Origin of the sequence: Kitasatospora sp. NPDC101157, from assembly GCF_044768255.1 — a bacterium.
Taxonomy (GTDB): domain Bacteria; phylum Actinomycetota; class Actinomycetes; order Streptomycetales; family Streptomycetaceae; genus Kitasatospora.
Window position 1 is genome coordinate 195,932 of record NZ_JBIWPL010000006.1, and the last position, 19,086, is coordinate 215,017.

Here is a 19,086-nt window from a genome sequence, read left to right on the forward strand (position 1 = left end):
AGCGGCCACCCTATCGACGGGCCGCGCGAGGCCACCCTTTCGGGTGCACCCGTCCGCATGCGTCCCGATATTCGTAACGAGCTTGCCCGTTCATCACTCCTTACGGCAAACTCCTTAGCATGCCCACCTCCCATACCAGCGAAACCGCTGTCCCCACCTCGGCTGCCGCCGTCGCCGAGGCCCTTGCCATGCCGCCCGCCCCCAAGGGCGAGCCTGCCGGCGAGCGGGGCAGCTGGCGACGAGGTGGGGAGCCCGGCTCCGCGGCGCCCCCCGGGGTGCGAACCGGCCGATCCACCGGCCGGTTCGGCAAGGTCCTGCGGCGCCCGGAGCGGATCCCGGCGCCGCTTCTGTGTCTGGTCGCGATGTTCCTGGTGCAGACCGGCATCGCCCTGTCCAAGCCGCTGTTCGGCCCGCTCGGGGTCAGCGGCACCACCTTCCTGCGACTCGGCTTCGCCGCGGCCATCCTGGTCGCCGTCACCCGGCCCAGGCTGCGCGACAAGCGCCCGCGCGACCTCGCGGCGGCCGCCCTGCTCGGCGTCGCCTCGGCCGGGATGACGTACCTGTTCGCCGGGGCGATCGACCGGCTGCCGATGGGCACCGCCGCGACCATCGAGTTCCTCGGCCCGCTCGCGGTCGCCCTGGTCTTCGCCCGGCGCGCCGCCCACCTGCTCTGGGCGCTGCTCGCCGCGGCCGGCGTCGTCCTGCTGACCCTGCTCGGCGACGGTGGCGGCGGCTCGCTCGACCCGGTCGGCCTGCTCTACGCCTTCGGCGCGGCCGCCTGCTACGCGGTGTACATCCTGCTCACCGACAAGGTCGGCGCCACCTTCCAGGGCTTCCAGGGCCTGGCGGTGTCGATGACGGTCGGCGCGCTGGCCCTCGCACCGTTCGGGTTCGGCGAGGCCTGGGACGGGCTGACCGCCCCCGGCGCCTCGCCGCTGGTACTGCTCGCCTCGGTGGCCGGGGTGGCGGTGCTGCTGCCGGTGCTCCCGTACGCGCTGGAGATGACGGCGCTGCGCCGGATGCCGCAGCGGGTGTTCAGCGTGCTGGTCAGCCTGGAGCCGGCGGTCAGCGCGCTGGTCGGGCTGGTGGTGCTCGGCCAGCTGCTGGGCGCGGCACAGCTGGCCGGGATCGGCTGCGTGGTCGCGGCCAGCGTGGGGGCCACGCTGACCGGGCGGCGCTGACCGGGCGGCGCTGACAGCGCTGCTGCCGACGCTGCTACCGGCTGACAGCGCGCCCGGCGCCCAGGTCGGTCAGGACGCCCAGAGTGCTCAGGACGCTCGGCGCACGGCTCGGGGCTCTTACGGCCAGAGCAGGGTGCGGGACCACTCCGGGGTGCGGACCGGGCCGGTACGGGTGTAGCGCAGCCGGACGTGCCGGCGCTGGGCGTCGCCCTGCCAGAACTCCACCTCGTGCGCCCACAGGGTGTAGACCGCGTGGCCGGGCGCGACGGCGTCCGGGGTGGCCTCCAGCCGGCGGCGGGCCACCGCCACCGCCTCGTCGTACTCCTCCAGCGCGCCCAGCGGCTCGCTCTGCCGGCCGACCAGCGCGCCGATTCGGGCGGCGGGCGAGCGGGTGGCGAACTCGGCGGCGGCGACCAGGTCGGCGGCCCGCTCGACACTGCCGCGGACCCGCACCTGGCGGCCCAACTGCGGCCAGTAGACGGTCAGTGCGGCGGCCGGGTGGTGGGCGAGCTGGCGGCCCTTGGGGCTGTCGGCGGCGGCGGAGAAGTTCCAGCCGGTGCCGGCCGCGTCCACGTCGCGCAGCACCAGCACCCGGGCGTCCGGCATGCCGTCGGCGTCGACCGTGGAGAGGGTGAAGGCCTGCGGGTCCAGCACCCCGGCGTCCAGCGCGGTGGCGAGCCAGTCCACGAACAGCGGGCCGGGCTCACCCGGGGCGGCCTCGGGGTCGAAGGAGGGCAGCGGGCGGGCCATCGGCGGGCGGCCGAGCAGCAGTTCGGGGACCGACCTGGGCTCGGGCCGGCGCTCCTCCAGCGGTGCCGGGCACGCGTCGGCCTGCGACTCCGGTGCGGGCCTGGCCCCGCCCTGGCCGGTCAGGCCCTCGTCCTCCGCCGCCATCGCGCACCTTCCTTCCGGTTGCCGCGGTCGCCGCCCCGGCCGGGCCGTCCGTTCCGGCCCGGGCGCGTGGAGCGCTGTCGGAGCGCAACCGTACCGCCGTGGGCCGACGGCTCCGGGCTCGGGCCCTCGGTGGGCGGATCCGGGCCGCCCGCACGGGTGGTGCGCCCCGCAGGCTTCCCGGGACCGGCGCCGGACACACTCGTGGGCGGTGCCCATGGCGGCACCGCCCACGAGGCCGGTTTCGCGGCGACCCTTTCCGCCGGCCGGTCGAAGCCTTCGTCCGATCTCCCTCCACGGGTGCTCAGCTCACCCGCGGCCGTCCACCCCCGGCGCCCCCGCCGGCGGTGGTGCCGAGAGGTCAGCCGAAGATCGGGGAGAAGATGACGTTGACGTTCTTGTTTCCCTGGCCGGCCAGGATGTTGCCCGCGTTGTCCTTCGCCGCGAGCGTGTTGTTCTGGTTCGAGGCGCCGGAGCCGGTGGCCGTCTGCTGGTTGGAGACGTAGTTGCCGTCGACCCCGCCGAACACGTTGCCCGACCCGGTGTTGGACACCACGCCGGCGTTGGAACCGGCCGCGGCGCCCGCACCGTTGTCGGCCGCGGCGACCCCGGCACCCGCCAGCAGCAGACCCGCCGCCAGCGGGGCGGCGAACAGGAACCCGGACACCCTTCGTCGGGTGTCGATGCGAGCCATGTGAGCCTCCAAGAAGCTGTTGATCGTACTTGGTCGTGCAGGGAATGCGGGGGTTCGTCGGCCAGACGGACCCCTGCGGGCAGCGACGCCGGAGGACAGCCTTCCGCAACAAATCGACAAAGCACTAGTCGACAGGGCGGTTTTCGCCCGTTTGCGTGATATCCACCGAGGCCGCGAATAACGGGTACCGAACCGGACAGTGCGCCGACACACCGCCGATGACCTGCGAATACGCCCGAATGACGGCCGTTCGACGGCCGCCGGGACGCGCACTTCGACGTCACGCGAACCATCGGGCGCACCACCCCGGCGCGGGCCTCCATGGAACACGCCCCCGAAAAGTTCGACCACCCTTCCATGTCGACTTTTCGGCCATTCACAGACCATCGGAAAATCGGACCGAAAAGACGGGCGGAATCAGCCGGCTCCGAACATCAGACCATCTTGCCCGGATTGAGGATTCCCAGCGGGTCGAAGACCGCCTTCAGCTGCCGCTGCAGGTCGAGCGCGACCGGCCCCAGCTCACGGGCCAGCCAGTCCCGCTTGAGCAGCCCGACCCCGTGCTCCCCGGTGATCGTGCCACCCAGTTCCAGTCCGAGCGCCATGATCTCCTCGAAGGAGCGCTGGGCGCGGACCGCCTGCTCCGGGTCCGCGCCGTCGAAGATCACGATCGGGTGGGTGTTGCCGTCCCCGGCGTGACTGACCACCCCGATGGTCAGCGCGTGCCGCTCCCCGATCGCCGCGACGCCGTTGAGCATCTCGGCCAGCCGGGAGCGCGGCACCGCCACGTCGTCGATCATCGTGGTTCCCAGCCGGTCCAGTGCGGGCAGCGCCAGCCGCCGGGCCGCCAGCAGCAGGTCCGACTCCGCCTGGTCCTCGGCCGGCACCACCTCGGTCGCCCCCGCCTCGCGGCACAGCTCCGCGACCCGCGCCAACCCGGCCTCCGGGTCCGGCCCGTCGAAGGCCACCAGCAGCAGCGCCTGGGTCGACTCCGGCAACCCCATCTGCCCCAGCTCGTTGACCGCCCGGACGGAGACCGCGTCCATCAGCTCCATCAGCGACGGGGTCAGCCCGGCCGCCATCACCGCGCACACCGCCGCACCGGCCGTGTCCGCGCTCGGGAACTCCGCGGCCAGCGCCAGCTGCGGAGCGGGTGCCGGCCGCAGCGACAGCACCGCCCGCACCACCACCCCGAGCGTCCCCTCCGAACCGACCAGCAGCCGGGTCAGGTCGTACCCGGCCACCCCCTTGGCCGTCCGACGCCCGGTCGACAGCAGCCGCCCGTCCGCCAGCACCACGTCCAGCCCGAGCACGTACTCGCTGGTGACGCCGTACTTCACGCAGCACAGGCCGCCCGCGCCGGTCCCGATGTTGCCGCCGATCGTGCAGGACTCCCAGCTGGACGGGTCCGGCGGGTAGCAGAGCCCGAACTCCTCCACCGCGCGCGACAGTTCGGCGTTCACCACGCCCGGCTCGACGACCGCGACGCGGTTCACCGGGTCGATCTCCAGGATCCGGTTCAGCTTGACCAGCGACAGCACGATGCAGCCGTCGACGGCGTTCGCCGCCCCGGACAGCCCCGTGCGGGCCCCCTGCGGCACCACCGGCACCCGCAGCCCGGTGGCGGTGCGCAGCACGTGCTGCACCTGCTCGACCGTCTCCGGGAACACCACCGCGGCGGGCGCACCGGCGACGCAGAAGCCCGCCATGTCATGGCTGTAGGCGGCGGTCACGTCCGGATCCACCACCACCGCCCCCGCCGGGAGGCCCTGCGCCAGTCGGTCCGTCAGGTCACTCATCGCCGCCTCCGCTCGCCGCCGCGCCGCCTCCACCTCCGCACTCTGCCCGGAGGCCCGGAGGCGGGCAAGTGGGCCTCGGGGCGGCGGCGGGCGCCACGGGGCACGGTGGGGCAGCGCGGGCACGGTGGGGCGGCGCGGGCACGGTGGGGCGGCGCGGCCGGCTACCGGCGGGCCAGCGGTTCCTGGAGTTCGACGACCCAGTCGGACACCTCGTCCGGGGTCTCCAGGTAGCGCTCGCGGGCGTAGCCGGCCGAGCGGTAGCCGTTCTCCTCGATGAAGCGGGCGAGCGCCTGGAAGCTGCCCATCGCCTCGTCCATCGAGCCGCGGTGGACGATGGTCGCCGCCTCCGCGAGCGGCGGCAGGTCGACCACCTCGAAGTCGTCCCGGCCGCCCGGCGCCGACGGGGCGACCTGGACGGCGACCCGGACGAGCACCGAGCCGTCACCCTCCGGCGCGTCCTCGTAGCGGGCGACGGACGGGCCGACCTCCTCGATCCCGGCCTCGGCGACCCGGCGGCACAGCTCCGCGAACAGCGGGCCGATCACCGGGGTGATGTCCTCGGGCTGGTAACTCGCCGCCACGCCGGTCAGTTGGGCCACCCGGACGGACGGCACGGGCTTCACCACGACATCGTGCTGGGACATGTTCCCCTCGCTCTCGATCGTCCGGAGCCTCGCCTCCACCCGGGCCAGCCGCTGTTCGTCCGCGGCGATCGCCGCGGCGAGTTGGGCCCGCCGCAGCCGCAGCATCCCGCGCAGTTCGGCGGCGTCCGGCTGTTCGTCCAGGACGGCCCGGACCTGCTGCAGCGTGAAGCCGAGTTCCTTGAGCGCGATCACCCGGTTCAGCCGGGCCAGTTGGCCCGCCTCGTAGGAGCGGTACCCGGTGACCGGGTCGACCCGGGCGGGCCGGAGCAGTCCGATCGCGTCGTAGTGGCGCAGCATCCGCACCGACACCCGGCCGTGGCTGGCGAAGTCTCCGATGTTCAACATGGTGCTTCCACTCCACGGCCTCCCACCGTGTCAGGGTCAACCCCGGCCGTGTGCTTTCCCCCGGGAAAGCGCTCAGGGCGGGTGCCGACTCGATGTCGGCACCCGCCCTGAGCAGGTGTTCTCCTACCGGCGGAGAGCGTGGGATTCGAACCCACGGTGACGGGTCACGCCACGACAGTTTTCAAGATCATGCACGGGCCAGGGCGGTACCCGCTTCTGACCTGCGGCGGACGTTGCCACAGGTCCGGTAGAGGTTACTGCCGTTCCGCAGATGTTCCACAGTCCCCGGATCGCGCCCTGTCCGAGCAGGGCCGTGGAGGCTGGCAGTACGCCGCTGGGATCGTTCATCCTGTCTGGGTATCCACCTACGGAAGGAGTGGCCAGTGCCCGAGCGGAGTCCGCGAGGAACGTACCTGCTGATCGCGGACGCCCTGCGCGCCGAGATCGGCGGGGACGACACGATGACCTCGCTCCCCTCGGAAGCCGATCTGATGGAGGCGCACGGTGTCGCCCGTACCACCGTGAAACGGGCTCTCGACGTACTTGCCGCCGAGGGGCTGATCCGGTCGCAGCCCGGCATCGGGTGGGCCGTCGTTGGCTCGGAACCGAAGGCCGCACTGCCTGACCAGCTCAATGCTCTTGTCCGACAGCTCGGTGTCGGCGCTGACTTCCCCTCGGAGAAGCAGCTCATCGAGCAGACCGGAGCGTCCCGCGGAACCGTCCGCCGCGCCCTCGCCCAGTTGGAGGGCGCCGGCGTCCTGGAGGTCCGCCAGGGCAAGGGCCGACGGGTCCTCGCGGTCCCTACCAATCAGTCCTGACCACCAGCTAGGAGTGGATACCACCGTGTGGTCCTACGAGCTTGCCGAATCCCTTCTGTCCACCGACCTCCCGCGCCGCTGGGCCCACTCCAAGGGGGTGGCCGGCAAGGCGCGCGCGCTGGCTCCGGTCCTCGGCCCGGACGCTGAGCTGTTGGAGTCTGCGGCTGTCCTGCACGACATCGGGTACTCGCCCCGGATCGCCGACCTCGGCACCGGCTTCCACCCGCTCGACGGCGCCCGGTTCCTCCGTGTCGAGAACGTGGACGAGCGCATCGTGCGGCTGGTCGCCCACCACTCGTGTGCGCTGCTCGAAGCGGAGGAACGCGGACTGCGGCGAGAACTGGAGGAGGAGTTCCCGCTGGAGGAGCCGCACCTGGTCGACGCACTGATCTACTGCGACATGACCACCACGCCGGACGGCACGCCGACGACGACACCGGACCGGATCGCGGAGATCGTGGGTCGGTACGGGCCAGACAGCATCGTCGGGCGTTTCATCCGTCGTGCCGAGCCCGAGATCGACGCAGCCGCGCGCCGGGTCGAGGGCCGTTTGGTCCAGGCCGGCACCGCGACCTAACCGATGTACGGCTGCACTCGGGCAGACTCCAGGCCGTGCTTGATCCGCAGCCGCATGGACGGGTGAATGTCCAGGTCATCGAGGTCCGCTGGGTCCACCCAGCGGACCTCTTTCGACTCCGAACTCGTCCGCAGCGCGCCGCCGACCGGCCGGGCCTTGAAGCAGATGGAGAACTGCTGTCGAACCTCTCCGTCGTCGTACGCCATAACGTGCCCGGGGTCGGTGTACAGGCCGACGACCGAGGCGACCTCTACGTCGATTCCGGTTTCCTCGCGCACCTCGCGAACAACCGTCTCTGCCACGGACTCTCCGATGTCGTGCCCACCACCGGGCAGCGCCCACAGATCGTTATCCGTCTTGTGGATCAACAGCAGCCGCCCCGCTTCGTCTGTCACCACGGCGGTGACCGATGGCACGACGGAGTTCGCCGGCGGAGCGGACGGGTCGTGGAAGTAGTCGATCCGGCTCATGCTGCGGCCTCACTTTCGAGCTGGGGCGAGGTGATGGTCCGGGCGTTCTCCCAGATCCGTTCGATGCTCGCCGCGTACGTGCTGAACAGCTCACCACCGGGCACCTGGGAAAGATGCAGGACCGGAGCCAGGTAGGCCCCGACGCCGTAGACGTGCCCGTTGACGAGCAGGTCGTCATCGGCCCGGTAGAGCGAGTTGTAGAGCGTGGTCGAGTGGAGCCGGAACTCGACTCCGGGAACGCCGAACAGTGGCCCGTAGTTGGCCAGCGCATTTCGGATTTTGCTCGCCATGGCGGGACCGATCCCCTCATCCTCGCCCCGCTGAGCAACCCCGGCGCAGTCTGGATCGCCCAGGATGAGACGCACCGGCACGCCAGCCTGCGCCTTCTCCCGGATCAGCCGGAAGAACAGCGGGTCTTCGGAGAGCCAGAAGCCGGCGTACACCACCAAGTCGAAGTGGCGCGTGGCCTTCGCGTAGAGGGAGGTCCAAAGCTCCTTCGGCACGACAGCGCGGTGCGGGTAGAGCTTCACCAGCTCTGCCCGGCCGGCCTCGGCCGTCGCGCTGCTGGTCTGTTCGTCCTGCCAAAGGTCCGACAGATCGCGCTGCAAGAGGTTCGCGAGCGCGTACTGGAAGCGCCGGTAGGGGCGCCGGCCGTCCTTGGCCTCCACCCAGCGCTCTACCGTCCGGGGGCTCGTTCCTAGCCGTTCCGCGATCTGCTCGATCGTCAACTCGCTCGCGAGGATCGCCCCTCGCAGCCTCTCGTTGGCCATCTCGCCCTCCCCTGGACGACGTTGCGGCGCTTGGACGTTCTGGGACGACTTTGACGGTAGCGAAGTCGAACCGTAGCCGTCCAGGCACGCCGTGTTCCGACAAGGCCGGAGAGCCGAATCTAGTGATGCGCGGTCGGGAATCTCCGACCGAACCAAACGAAGGACTTGACGCAGCGTCGGCTTCTCGGCATCGTAAGAGACATGTTCAACATGTCTCGCATGGCGAGGCGGACGAACTGACAGCCCTTCTTTGGGTTGCTCTGAGCTGCACAAACGCGCCCGTGAATGGCCGGCTACCGCCGCGCCCAGGGCGAAGGGGCCCGGGACAAATCGGGCCGAGGTACCCGGCGCCTGGTCAGTCCGGAGGGCAGAGATCGAAAGATCCGCCGTCCACGCCTGAACGGGAGCTCGCTCCCCAAGAGGACGGCATCACGGGCCTGCACCGCTACGGCGGAGCGGGCCCGTGCGCGTGAACGAGTGACTTTGGCCCGGTCCATCCGCTCTGCGGGCGGACCGAGGCCATGGCTGCTCGTGCACCACGAGTAGCTGGGCCCGCATGAGTCGGGCCGCCGCGCTCCGGCCAAGGAACGCGCGGCGACCCTGCGGGCTCACCCCCTGATTGGACGAGGTGAACCCATGAAACTGATTGTTGCAGGCCAGGAGGCCGCAACGCCCGACGAGTTCGCTGAGCTCGCGTTCGGCTACGGCATCGACGCCGAGCTGTTCACCGGCACCGAGGACGAGACCGCCGAGGACCGGCGGGTCCGGCTCGATGTCGCGCGGGAGATCCTGCGGGACCTGGACGGGCCGGCGGCCCGGTTCGCGTCCGCGCTGATGCGCACCGCCGAGCGCCGCCGGGTGCTGACCTGGAAGGCGGCCGCGTGATGGCCCAGTTGCACACCCTGACCAGCGGCGCGACCTACACCCCTCACCGGAGCGCCCGCGCGGCGGCCACCGTGCTCGCCGAGTACCGCCCGAGCCCGGACAGCGACCTGCGCGGCGCCGCTTGCGCGGGCAGCGACACCGAGCTGTTCTTCCCGGACCCGGAGGAGATGGGGACCGAGGCCGCCGAGTGGGCCGAGCGCCGCGCCAAGATGATGTGCGCCGGTTGCCCGGTGAAGTCGATGTGCCTGGCCGACGCGCTGGAGCGCAAGGAGTCGCACGGCATCTTCGGGGGCCTGAACGAGCGGGAGCGGGGCAGCCTGCTGCGGCGGGCGGCCCGCGACCGCGCCCGGGTGAACGCCGGGGGTGCCGGGTGAGCGTTCACCGCTCCGGCAGGGGTGTTCACCCGGTGCTCACCGAGGTGCCCACCCCGGCCCAGATCCGCCGTACGTCGCTCGTGATCAGCACCGGCACGTGGGTGCTCACGGGGGCGGTGGTCGCGGTGAGCATGTCCACCGCCGCCCCGTTCATCGACGCCCATTCACCCGGCTACGGCACCGGCCCCGTGATGGCCGTCGCCGGAGACGGGTGCTTCATCCTGAGCCTCCAGGCGGACAGCACGCTGGCCCGCTTCGGGGTGAGCGCCGGACGCTGGCCGGCCCTCTTCCGGTGGGTCACCGGCCTGGCCACGGTCTGGCTCAACATCGGCGCCGCCGCCCTGGCGCAAGACCTGGTCGGCGTCGTGATCCACCTGATCCCGCCGCTGTTGCTGCTGCTCGTCGCCGAGGCCGGACCGGCCTACCGCAGGGCGCTGGCCCGCCTCGCGAAGCGGCCCCATCCGCCGCTCCGCACCCGCCCGGCCACGGTCCCGCAGGCCGCCCGGCAGGTGGTGAACGTGCCTCTGTTCACCCTCCCGCAGGCACCGTTCACCCCCGCCCCGCAGCCTGCCGCGACCCTGCCGACGGCCCCCGGAGCGGACTCCCGGGAGGCGCTTCCGGCGGGTCCGGCGGAGGCGGTGAACATTGAGCCCGTTCACCCGGTGCTCACCCCCGTTCACCCCGCCCCGACCGACACCGCCGAACCGATCACCGACCCGGCCCCGGACACCGCCGAGGACGTGATCGACGGCCCGGTGTACCCGACCGGACCGGACCCGGTGAACACCCCGGAGCCCGAGGCGTTCACCGCCGACGACGAGGTGAACACCGACACCGAGGACGACGACGAGGAGCCGGCCGCCGTCCGACTGGACGAGGCCGAGGCCGCCCGCGTGATCGAACAGTGCTGGCGAGACCGCGTCGCCCAGCGCGAAGCCGCCCGCCGCTCCACCCGCTCCCCGGCCTACGTCAGCCGCCTCTACAAGCGCTTCAACGAGCAGTACGGCGCCGATGACGCGCCGGCCGCCGCCTGAGAACCCGGGAGATCCCACATGAGCACCGACCACATCCCGGCGCCCTCGCCGGAGTTCGAACAGACCCGCGTCGTGGACATCTTCCCGTTCCACGGCTTCATGTGCGCCCAGACCAGCAACGACGACGGCACCGCCCGCTGGTGGCACCTGTTCACCCTCGCCGGGCGCTCGCTCGGCGCCACCAACCGGCCCGAGCTGATCGGCGCCCTCCTCGGCGAAGGGCAGGCATCGTGACCACCGGCACCGAGACCAGCGACACCGCCGCCGACCAGATCAAGGCCGCCGGAACCCTGATGTTCCTGCTCACGGCGCACGCCCACCTGCCCGCCCCGGCGGTCCTGCTGGAACTGCTGAACGTGCCCGGGACGTACGACTTCGCGTGGGGGCTGAACATCGGCCTGCACAACGGCCTGGACCACTTCGAGCAGTGGCGGGCCGCCCTCGGCCTGGACCCGGCCGCCGTCGAGCACAAGCAGCGCGGTGACACCGCCTGGCTGACCGCCACCGGCCTGCACACCGGCATCCCGGTCCAGCTCTACGGCTTCTACAAGCTCGACCCGGGCAACGAGCAGTGAGCCGCCCCCGGCACTGGGACCCCGAGGGCACCCGCCACGGCGGCACCCCCACCTACCCGTGGCGCATGGCACCGGCGGGCTACTTCACCCGCCGGCAGCTGCGCGCCAAGGGCCTGCGCCCGGGCGGGCAGGACGTAGCCGCGCAGGTCATGTGGCGCTCCCGCTTCGGCGGCACCCGCCCCGCCTACCTCTACCGGCTCGCGCTGGCCAAGCCCGTGCGGCCGATGACCCCCGCGAAGGCCGCCGCCCTCGCCAAGGCCAACGCCGCCCGCCGCACCTGCCCTGCCTGCGGGCGGGACGCCGGCTACGTGCTCCCCGTGCACCTCGGCACCTGCCTGACCTGCGCCGACAGCGCCGCCCTCGCGGCCTGAACCCCAAGGAACCCGCCATGAACAGCTGCTACTTCTGCGGCGAGAGCAAGCCGGACGTCGAGATCTGCGCGGACCCGTTCGCGCAGGACGTCTGCAACGAGGAGTGGATCATCCCGATCTGCTCCGACTGCTACCAGATCCGCTGCGACGACATCTGACACGGAGGCCCCATCATGGCTCGCATCCGCACCACCAAGATCCAGATGCCGCAGCAACGCGGCCGGCGGGGAGCGCCCGCCGCGCACGTGGTCGACCTCGGCCGGGGCACCGCCCCGGTCGTGCTGGTCGTCCCGCAACAGCGCTCCCTGAGCGGGCGGTTGGCGCTCGCGATCGGCCGCGCCGTGTGGCGTCGGCGGGTCGCGTGGGCGCCGACCTGGGCCGGGATCGGCGTCTTCGGGGCGGCCGGGGTGCTGTCCGCCGCCCCGGCCGCCGCGCTGGCCCTCGCCGTCCCGGCCGTGCTGCTGCCCGCCGGGTGGGCGCTGATCCTGCGCCGTCACCCGCGCTCGGCCGTGCGCCGCAAGGCCCGCGCCCGCACCCGCTCCGTCGCCGCCTGGTCGGCCGGCCTCGGCTGGTCGGCGCTCGCAATCTGGTTCGGCCCTGCGAACGGCCTGCTCGCCGTCGCGTGGCTGGCCGGCACCGCCACCGCGCAGACGCTCTGGTGGCAGCGCCGCCGCAAGCTCGCCACCACCCCGATCGACACCCCGCAGACCTGAACACCCCTTGGAGGCAGCACAGATGAGCACCCCTCCCAACCCCGACAGCCCGTTCCCGCCCCCGCGCCGCTCCGGCACCCCGAACCCCGGCGCCACCGGCTCCGGTAGGACCCCGCCGCCGAACGGCGGCAACTCCCGCACCCGCGTCGGCCCGAGCTACCACTTCAACTACACCCGCAACACCACCGGAGGCGGTGGCGGTGGCGGATACGCCGGCGGCCGGGGCCCCGGCGGCCCGGGCCCGGCGGCGGGCGGGATCGGCCAGCCGTCCGGCGGCGGCCGGAGCGCGGGCGGCGGCAACGCCTACTCCCCGCTCGGCGACCCGGAGTTCTTCACCAACGCCGACGTGCGCAACTACTGCGAGCAGGGCCGCTCCGCGATGTCCCGGGTCTCGTTCGACCTGGCCATGGCCTACGAGCTGCTGAACGCCGTACTCAAGGAGGTCCCCGACGCCGAAGGCCGCCCGTTCGGCTCGCTGGCCCGCGCCCGCCGGGTGGCCAAGCACCTGAAGAAGGCCGCCGACGACGCGAAGGAGTGCGCCGCCGAGATCGCCCGCACCTACGCCGCGTTCCAGCGCGAGTACGACCCCGAGATCTCCCGCGTGGCCCAGCCGCGCCAGGCCCGCCGAAAGTTCGAGTTCGGCGGCTGATCCCGCTCTGATCCCCGCCGGGGCAGGGCGCGCACAGCCCTCGTCCCCACCGGTCGGGTGAGCTGTGCCGCGCGCTGCCCCGGGCCGGGCCCCACCCCACATCCCGCAGCCCAGGGAGGCCGCCCGTGGCTCGCCGCCAGCCCCAGACCATCGCCCAGCTCGACACCGGCCAGCAGGTCGGCTACCTGCACCTCGACCCCAACCAGCACGCCGGCGGTGTCGGCGAGTACCTGCTCCACCGCATGAAGCCCTACCTGCCGCCGTGGATCGTCGCGGGCGGCACCGGCATCCTGTCGCTGCCCGCCAACGCCATGTGGGGCGAGTCGGCGGCCGGCGCGGTCGGGCTCACCCTCGCCTCCCTCGGCCTCACCGCCGCCACCTGGTGGGCGGGCCGCCCGACCAGCCAGCAGCGCCGACTCCACTCCGCCATCACCGTCGCCGCCGGAACGTCGTGGTTCACCGCGGCTGCCCTCGCCGGGCCCACCTCCGGCCCCCTGCCCAGCCTCTACCTGATAGGGGGATCGGCGCTCGCGGCGACGTGGAACATCCGCCAACTGCTGCGGGTCAACCCCGAGGGCGCGCCGAACGACGGCGACAAGGGCCTGTTGGAGAAGGTCGGGCTCGCCAAGACCCTGGTCACCTCCGCGAAGGTCCAGCCCAACAAGGCCGAGTTCGAACTCCAGCTTCCCGGCGGGGAGCTGACCCCGGACGACGTGTCCAAGGCCCTTCCCAAGCTCGCCGGCGCGCTGCGGGTCGCCAAGAACGCGGTGCGCACGCTCCCGAACCCGGACGACTCCTCCCGCGTCGCGCTGACCGTGGTGCCGCACGACCTGCTCAAGGCCGGTGCCGTCTACCCGGGGCCGTCCTACCCGGGCGGCTCCATCGCCGACCCCGTCCACACCGGGATCTACGAGGACGGCGCCCACATGGCGATGTTCTTCCCCGGCGACCCCGAGGCCAGCCGCAACGCCATGCACCTGCTGATCATGGGGATGACCGGCTCCGGAAAGTCCGAGGGCGGCCTGACCGCGCTGACCGAGGTCGTCACCCGCCGCGACGTGATCGTGTGGGCGTCCGACCCGGCCAAGGCCGAGCAGACCCTCGGCCCGCTGCTGCCCGCGATCGACTGGGCCGCGCTCGACATCAAGTCGACCAAGGCCATGGTCAACGCCCTGAAGGCCGTCATCCCGGCCCGCACCGCGTGGCTGGCCAAGTACGGCTACAAGCAGTGGGAACCCGCGTGCGCCGAGACGCAGGCGGACGGCTCCCCGGGCATGCCCTACCTGCTCGCCTGGTTCGAGGAAGCAGCCAAGTCCCTGCGGGAGATCGACGAGGACGCCTTCACCGGCCCCGCCCAGGAAGCCCGCTCCGCCGGCATCAGCATCGTCATCTCGCTGCAGCGCGCCTCCCACACCCAGATGAGCACCGACACCCGGGCCTCTCTCGGCTCGTCCTGGGTGTTCGGCCTGCGGGACGACCGCGACGCGCAGTTCGCGCTCTCCGACGAGGCCCTGGACGCCGGCGCCTCCCCGCAGGCGTGGAAGGACAAGAAGCCCGGGTACTGCTACCTGACCGCCAACGGCATCCCGGAGACGTTCTGGGCCACCCCGGGCCGCTCCTACCTGACCCCGGTGGACGCCATGACACGGGCCGTCGCCGAGTTCGCCCACCTGCGCGCCGAGTGCGACCCGGTCACCGCCGCAGCCGCCGCCAAAGCCGCCGGAACCGCCTTCACCCAGCGCACCCGCTACCCCCTTCCCGCCCTGTCCGGCGCCGAGGACGGCGAGGACGGCGAGATCTATGAGCAGGAGGAGCACACCCCCGTGCCCTACGACTACGACCTGGACCCGGACGACGCCGACAGCGACGAGGACGACGGGATCGACCCGGACGCCGAACTCCCTCCTGTTGAAGCGGTGGTGGAGATCGCCCCGGCGGAGATCCCGCCGCGCACGCGGGTCGGCAAGGCCGAGGCCAAGAAGATCATGTTCGAGCTGCTGGCCGAGTTCGAGGCCGAGGGCCGCACCGAGGTCGGCCCGGCGGACTTCATGGAGTACTGCGACCGCTTCAACCGGGGCCGTAGCTGGGTGTCCGGACAGGTCTCCGAGATGGTCGACGCCGGCCGTCTGCGGGAGACCGACGAGGTCGGCCGCTACGAGATCATCCCGTTCGAGTCGGCCGCCGCCTGACCCGCTCGTGACGGTCCTGACGCGTCTGACGCGTCAGACGGCCCTGACGCCGAACGGGCCGATTTCCCCGGGTAACGCGTGCGCGCGAGGGGTGTCTGACGCGTCTGACACCCCTTCCTGACGCTTCTGACACCCCTCCCGCGCCCGGTCTGACACCCCCACCTCCCCACCGCTCGACCGCGCCCCGGAACCGTTTCCGGGGCGCCCGGAAGGACCCTCCGCCGTGATCGTCTCCGTCTCGTCCGCCCTGCTGTTCGCGATCATCACCGTCGTCCTCGTCCGCTCCCAGCGCGTCAGCGTCGGCAGCGCCGTCCTCATCTGGCTGTCCGGCTTCACCGTCGCCGGAACCGGCCTCGCCGGACCCGTCAACAGCGCCCTCGGCGCCCTCGCGCACTACGTCTCCACCATTCACTGACCAACCGCCAGGCCGCCGACAGGAGAAGCACCGTGGACCACACCGCCAACCCGCAGCCGCCGTACGCCGCCCCGGTGCTCTACACCCAGGACGGCGCCCCCTACTACGCCACCCAGCCCGCCCCGGCCCCGCTCGCGCTCTACCACCCGACCGCGCCGCTCCCGGCCCCGATCCACCACCCGGGGGCCGCTCTCGCCTACCTGCCCGCCACGCACACCCCCGCCCCGCTCCCGGCGCCGGTTCCGGGGCGCGACCCGTGGCCCGCCCGACTGCTCGCCGGTGGCATCGGCATCGGCGCCGGTGGTCTCGGCGTCGGCTTTTTGCTCCAGACCCTCGCCGCCGCCACCACCGGCCTCGGCCTGCTCGTCGCCGCCCTCGGCGTCCTCTACCTGCTCAAGAACAGCGGAGGGGGCGGGGGTCGGGGCGGCAAGGGCGCCGTGAACGTGAGCGTCAACGTCACCAACCGCAACCGCTGACCTGGAGGAACCCGCATGGCCCGCCTGCGTCTGCAGTACGCCGAGTCGCCGCTCCCCGTGATCGAGCTGACCGACACCCCCAACCCCAAGTGCTCCGAGTGCGAGGGCGTCGGCGGCTGGACCGAGGACTACGGCGACTACGACACCGGCGAGTACGCCGGCACCGAAACCGTCCACTGCGCCTGCTGGGACCCGTGGCGCGTCCGCCGCGTGCTGCCCGTCCCGCGCTGGATCGCCCGTCGCTGGCTCGGCTGGACGGAGCCCTTGTACTCCGCCGAGCCGCCGTTCTAGCCGCCTAGGGACACCGCTGTGTCCGCCGTTCTGGACTGGCGCGACGCCTCCCATTTCGACCGCACCGGCCCGCGCCCTTGCCGCTGGTGCCGCCGCCCCACCCCGCTTCGCGACGAGCAGCGCAGGCCCGCGCACAAGGTCTGCGCCGAGCGCGCCGCCGAACTGGAAGGACCTGATGAACAGCAACCCGCAGATGGTGGCCGCGCTCGCGGTGGCCGAACGGGGACGGCGGGTGTTCCCGCTGGCCCCCGGCTCGAAGTACCCGGCGCTGCACGGTGAGAACGACTGCCCCCGCACCGGGCCGTGTGAGGGCGGGCACCTCGGGTGGGAGTACCGGGCCACCACTGACCCCGACGTGATCCGCCGGGCGTGGCACGTGGCCCCGTACAACGTCGGCCTGGCCTGCGGGCCGTCCGGCCTGCTGGTGGTCGATCTGGACATGCCCAAGCACCTTCGCGACACCCCGCCTGCCCGCTGGGCCGGGCAGGGCATCACGGACGGCCGGGACGTGTTCGCCGCGCTGTGCGAGCAGCACGGCCAGCCGTGGCCGCAGACGTATGAGGTCCGCACGGGCCGGGGCGGCGCCCACCTGTACTTCGCCGCCCCGGCGGGCGTGGTCCTGCGCAACACCTGCGGGGAGAAGGGCAACGGGCTCGGTTGGAAGGTCGACACCCGGGCCCACGGTGGCTACGTCGTGGCCCCCGGCAGCGTCGTCAACCACCGTCCCTACACCGTCGTCAACGACACCGACCCGATCCCGCTCCCCGAATGGCTGCTCGGCCTGCTCACCCCCAAGGCCGCCCCGGCGGTCTTGGTGGACGCGGCGGCGGTGCGGGCCCGGATCGGGCGCCTCGGCCCGTACGTCGACACCGCCGTGGCGAGGGAGACCGCCAAGGTCAAGGCCACCCGCGAGGGCGGGCGCAACGACCGGCTGTTCGCCTCCGCCGCCGCCCTCGGCCGCCTCGTCGGCTCCGGCGCGCTGCCCGAGGCGGACGCCACCGACGCCCTCCTGAGCGCCGGTCTGGAGGCCGGTCTCGGCGAGGCGGAGTGCAGGCGCACCATCGCCAACGGCCTCGCCCGGGGCGCCGGCACGGTGGAGCGTGCCGCATGAGCAACCGTCACCCGTCCTGCGCCAAGGAGAAGCGCTTCTCCTCGGGGCATCGCCCGAGGCGGTGGGCCGAGTGAACGCCCCCACCGCGCCGTCCGAGTCCCTGTTCACCGAGGGCTGGGAGGACACCGCGCCGCCCGGCGTCGACACCGGCCCGCCCGGGTGGGAGGAGCCGATCCCCCTCGGCGAGGCCCGCACCCTGCCCGCGTTCCCCTCCGACGCCCTGCCCAAGTGGCTCGGCGCCATGGTCGACGCGGTGGCGGAGGAGACGCAGACCCCGGCCGACCTCGCCGGAAGCCTGGCACTGGCGGTGCTGGCCGCCGCCGGTGGCGGGCGGGCCGTGGTGGTCGTGCGAGGACGCTGGCGCGAGCCGGTGAACCTCTACGTCGTCGTCGCCCTGCCCCCGGCCAACCGCAAGAGTGCTGTCTTCGCGGCCATGACCCGCCCGCTCGTGAAGGTGGAACGGGCCCTGGTCGAGCAGAGCGCGAGCGCGATCGTGGAGGCCAACACCACCGCCAGCCTCGCCCGCGCCGCAGCCGACAAGGCCGCCGCCAAGGCCGCCACCGCCGACGAGGACGAGCGCGAGAAGCTGAACCGGATCGCGCTCGACCTGGCGCACACCGCCTCGGAGATCACCGTCCCGGCCGAGCCGCAGCTCATCGCCGACGACGGCACCCCCGCCGCCATCACCACCCTCCTCGCAGAGCAGGGCGGGCGCCTGGCCGTCATGTCCGCCGAGGGCGGCATCTTCGACACCATCGCCGGCCGCTACTCCGGCGGCACCGCCGACATGGAGGTCTTCCTCAAGGGCCACGCCGGCGACCTGCTCAAGGTCAACCGGCAGTCCCGCGACAAGCAGTACATCGACAACCCCGCCCTGACCATGGCCCTCGCCGTGCAGCCCTGCGTGCTGGAGGACATCGGCCGCAACCGCCAGTTCGACGGCCGCGGCTTGCTCGCCCGCTTCCTGTACTCCATGCCCGAGTCCCTGGTCGGCCGACGCAAGACCCTGCCCGACCTGATCCCCGACGAGGTCACGGACGAGTACGAGAAGCGCGTGGCCGCCCTCACCCTGGCCATGGCCGACTGGACCGACCCGGCCGTCCTCACCACCACCCCTGAGGCCGGGGCCGCGCTCGTCGCCTTCCAAGACCGCATCGAACCGCGCCTGGCCCCGTGCGGCGCCCTCGGCCACATCAGCGAGTGGGCCGGCAAGCTCGTCGGCGCCACCGTTCGCATCGCCGGCCTGCTCCACCTCGCCGAGCACGGCGGTGACGCCTACAAGCAGCCCATCACCGCCGACACCGTCGAGCGCGCCATCCGCCTCGGCGAGTACTTCACCGTCCATGCCCTGAACGTCTTCGAGGCCATGGGCGCGGACAAGGCCCTCGCCGGCGCCCGCACCGTACTCAAGCACCTCACCGCCTACCCGACCCCGTCGTTCTCCCGACGCGACCTCATGGCCAAGCTCTCCCGCGCCGAGTTCCCCACCGTCACCGTGTTGGAGACCGCCCTCGGCCTGCTCGAAGAACACGGCTGGGTCCGCCACGAACCCGCACCCCCGCGCGAACCCGGCACCCGAGGCCGCCCGCCCGCACCCCGGTACGCCACCCACCCGCAACTCCACCCGAACTGATCCACCGCACAAGCCCGCTCGCAGAATCCACAAAATCCACGAAAGCCACCGGCACCCGCTCTGACCAGCACCAACGCCCAGCGCACCTACCCGCCACACAAAGAACGCGGAATTCCACAAAAACCCGCGCGCCGCGCCCTCGGGCCGCCGCCGGCACCACACCGGCGGCGGCCCGACGCCT

24 protein-coding genes are annotated in these 19,086 nt (G+C 72.6%); 18 read left to right on the top strand and 6 right to left on the bottom strand.

What is annotated here, in order from left to right; translation table 11 throughout:
• The first annotated feature begins 119 nt into the window (after positions 1 to 119).
• Positions 120 to 1,181, top strand: coding sequence for an EamA family transporter (locus tag ACIRVF_RS15960; RefSeq protein WP_402817189.1), 1,062 nt, complete (start codon positions 120 to 122; stop codon positions 1,179 to 1,181).
• Positions 1,182 to 1,298: 117 nt separating this feature from the next.
• Here ACIRVF_RS15960 and ACIRVF_RS15965 read toward each other — a convergent pair whose 3' ends face one another.
• The 4 genes from ACIRVF_RS15965 to ACIRVF_RS15980 all read right to left on the bottom strand — a co-directional run bounded on the left by ACIRVF_RS15965 (position 1,299) and on the right by ACIRVF_RS15980 (position 5,554).
• Positions 1,299 to 2,075, bottom strand: coding sequence for a pyridoxal 5'-phosphate synthase (locus tag ACIRVF_RS15965; protein ID WP_402817191.1), 777 nt, complete (start codon positions 2,073 to 2,075; stop codon positions 1,299 to 1,301).
• A gap of 358 nt (positions 2,076 to 2,433) precedes the next feature.
• Complete coding sequence (locus ACIRVF_RS15970; protein WP_402817193.1) at positions 2,434 to 2,766, bottom strand: hypothetical protein; 333 nt, start codon at positions 2,764 to 2,766, stop codon at positions 2,434 to 2,436.
• A gap of 434 nt (positions 2,767 to 3,200) precedes the next feature.
• The gene (locus ACIRVF_RS15975; RefSeq protein ID WP_402817195.1) at positions 3,201 to 4,565 is read right to left on the bottom strand and encodes an FAD-binding oxidoreductase; all 1,365 of its coding nucleotides are present in this window, start codon (positions 4,563 to 4,565) and stop codon (positions 3,201 to 3,203) included.
• A 161-nt stretch (positions 4,566 to 4,726) separates the two neighbouring features.
• Entirely contained in the window at positions 4,727 to 5,554 is an 828-nt protein-coding gene (locus tag ACIRVF_RS15980; protein ID WP_402817197.1) for a MerR family transcriptional regulator, read from the bottom strand.
• 383 nt (positions 5,555 to 5,937) lie between these two features.
• On the opposite strand from ACIRVF_RS15980, the gene ACIRVF_RS15985 reads away from it, so the two are divergent.
• Both ACIRVF_RS15985 and ACIRVF_RS15990 read left to right on the top strand, forming a co-directional pair.
• Positions 5,938 to 6,372 carry a GntR family transcriptional regulator gene (locus ACIRVF_RS15985; protein WP_360420512.1) on the top strand — a complete coding sequence of 145 codons (435 nt, stop codon included), beginning with the start codon at positions 5,938 to 5,940 and terminating at the stop codon, positions 6,370 to 6,372.
• Between the two features lie 13 nt (positions 6,373 to 6,385).
• Complete coding sequence (locus tag ACIRVF_RS15990; RefSeq protein ID WP_402817199.1) at positions 6,386 to 6,949, top strand: HD domain-containing protein; 564 nt, start codon at positions 6,386 to 6,388, stop codon at positions 6,947 to 6,949.
• Here ACIRVF_RS15990 and ACIRVF_RS15995 read toward each other — a convergent pair.
• Both ACIRVF_RS15995 and ACIRVF_RS16000 read right to left on the bottom strand, forming a co-directional pair.
• Positions 6,946 to 7,419 (bottom strand): NUDIX domain-containing protein, encoded by a 474-nt coding sequence (locus ACIRVF_RS15995; RefSeq protein WP_360420508.1) that lies wholly within the window; start codon positions 7,417 to 7,419, stop codon positions 6,946 to 6,948. The genes ACIRVF_RS15990 and ACIRVF_RS15995 overlap by 4 nt on opposite strands.
• The gene (locus ACIRVF_RS16000) at positions 7,416 to 8,189 is read right to left on the bottom strand and encodes a helix-turn-helix transcriptional regulator (RefSeq protein WP_360420506.1); all 774 of its coding nucleotides are present in this window, start codon (positions 8,187 to 8,189) and stop codon (positions 7,416 to 7,418) included. The genes ACIRVF_RS15995 and ACIRVF_RS16000 overlap by 4 nt, the downstream gene beginning before the upstream one ends.
• 636 nt (positions 8,190 to 8,825) lie before the next feature.
• On the opposite strand from ACIRVF_RS16000, the gene ACIRVF_RS16005 reads away from it, so the two are divergent.
• The 15 genes from ACIRVF_RS16005 (at position 8,826) to ACIRVF_RS16075 (ending at position 18,905) form a co-directional block, all read left to right on the top strand.
• Positions 8,826 to 9,074, top strand: a complete 249-nt coding sequence (locus ACIRVF_RS16005) for a hypothetical protein (RefSeq protein ID WP_402817202.1) — start codon at positions 8,826 to 8,828, stop codon at positions 9,072 to 9,074.
• Positions 9,074 to 9,448: a WhiB family transcriptional regulator gene (locus ACIRVF_RS16010; protein ID WP_402817204.1), complete on the top strand. Its 375-nt coding sequence runs from the start codon at positions 9,074 to 9,076 to the stop codon at positions 9,446 to 9,448. Before ACIRVF_RS16005 ends, ACIRVF_RS16010 begins: the two co-directional genes overlap by 1 nt.
• Before the next feature lie 32 nt (positions 9,449 to 9,480).
• Complete coding sequence (locus ACIRVF_RS16015) at positions 9,481 to 10,482, top strand: hypothetical protein (protein ID WP_402817206.1); 1,002 nt, start codon at positions 9,481 to 9,483, stop codon at positions 10,480 to 10,482.
• Between the two features lie 18 nt (positions 10,483 to 10,500).
• A complete protein-coding gene (locus tag ACIRVF_RS16020; RefSeq protein ID WP_402817208.1) occupies positions 10,501 to 10,716 on the top strand; it encodes a hypothetical protein in 216 nt (71 codons plus the stop codon).
• A complete protein-coding gene (locus ACIRVF_RS16025; protein WP_402817210.1) occupies positions 10,713 to 11,057 on the top strand; it encodes a hypothetical protein in 345 nt (114 codons plus the stop codon). The genes ACIRVF_RS16020 and ACIRVF_RS16025 overlap by 4 nt, the downstream gene beginning before the upstream one ends.
• On the top strand, positions 11,054 to 11,428 hold the full coding sequence (locus ACIRVF_RS16030) for an RRQRL motif-containing zinc-binding protein (RefSeq protein ID WP_402817212.1): 375 nt from the start codon (positions 11,054 to 11,056) through the stop codon (positions 11,426 to 11,428). Before ACIRVF_RS16025 ends, ACIRVF_RS16030 begins: the two co-directional genes overlap by 4 nt.
• Positions 11,429 to 11,445: 17 nt before the next feature.
• Positions 11,446 to 11,586 (top strand): hypothetical protein, encoded by a 141-nt coding sequence (locus tag ACIRVF_RS16035; RefSeq protein ID WP_402817214.1) that lies wholly within the window; start codon positions 11,446 to 11,448, stop codon positions 11,584 to 11,586.
• 15 nt (positions 11,587 to 11,601) lie between these two features.
• Complete coding sequence (locus tag ACIRVF_RS16040; RefSeq protein WP_402817216.1) at positions 11,602 to 12,141, top strand: hypothetical protein; 540 nt, start codon at positions 11,602 to 11,604, stop codon at positions 12,139 to 12,141.
• Positions 12,142 to 12,163: 22 nt separating this feature from the next.
• Positions 12,164 to 12,790 carry a plasmid transfer protein TraA gene (gene traA / locus ACIRVF_RS16045; protein ID WP_402817218.1) on the top strand — a complete coding sequence of 209 codons (627 nt, stop codon included), beginning with the start codon at positions 12,164 to 12,166 and terminating at the stop codon, positions 12,788 to 12,790.
• A gap of 125 nt (positions 12,791 to 12,915) precedes the next feature.
• Complete coding sequence (traB, locus tag ACIRVF_RS16050; protein WP_402817220.1) at positions 12,916 to 14,979, top strand: plasmid transfer protein TraB; 2,064 nt, start codon at positions 12,916 to 12,918, stop codon at positions 14,977 to 14,979.
• A gap of 223 nt (positions 14,980 to 15,202) precedes the next feature.
• Positions 15,203 to 15,394: a hypothetical protein gene (locus ACIRVF_RS16055; RefSeq protein ID WP_360420484.1), complete on the top strand. Its 192-nt coding sequence runs from the start codon at positions 15,203 to 15,205 to the stop codon at positions 15,392 to 15,394.
• Between the two features lie 32 nt (positions 15,395 to 15,426).
• Positions 15,427 to 15,870, top strand: coding sequence for a hypothetical protein (locus tag ACIRVF_RS16060; RefSeq protein WP_402817222.1), 444 nt, complete (start codon positions 15,427 to 15,429; stop codon positions 15,868 to 15,870).
• Between the two features lie 15 nt (positions 15,871 to 15,885).
• Entirely contained in the window at positions 15,886 to 16,161 is a 276-nt protein-coding gene (locus ACIRVF_RS16065) for a hypothetical protein (RefSeq protein ID WP_402817224.1), read from the top strand.
• 175 nt (positions 16,162 to 16,336) lie between these two features.
• Positions 16,337 to 17,272: a bifunctional DNA primase/polymerase gene (locus ACIRVF_RS16070; protein ID WP_402817226.1), complete on the top strand. Its 936-nt coding sequence runs from the start codon at positions 16,337 to 16,339 to the stop codon at positions 17,270 to 17,272.
• 70 nt (positions 17,273 to 17,342) lie between these two features.
• Complete coding sequence (locus tag ACIRVF_RS16075; RefSeq protein ID WP_402817228.1) at positions 17,343 to 18,905, top strand: YfjI family protein; 1,563 nt, start codon at positions 17,343 to 17,345, stop codon at positions 18,903 to 18,905.
• Positions 18,906 to 19,086 lie beyond the last annotated feature (181 nt).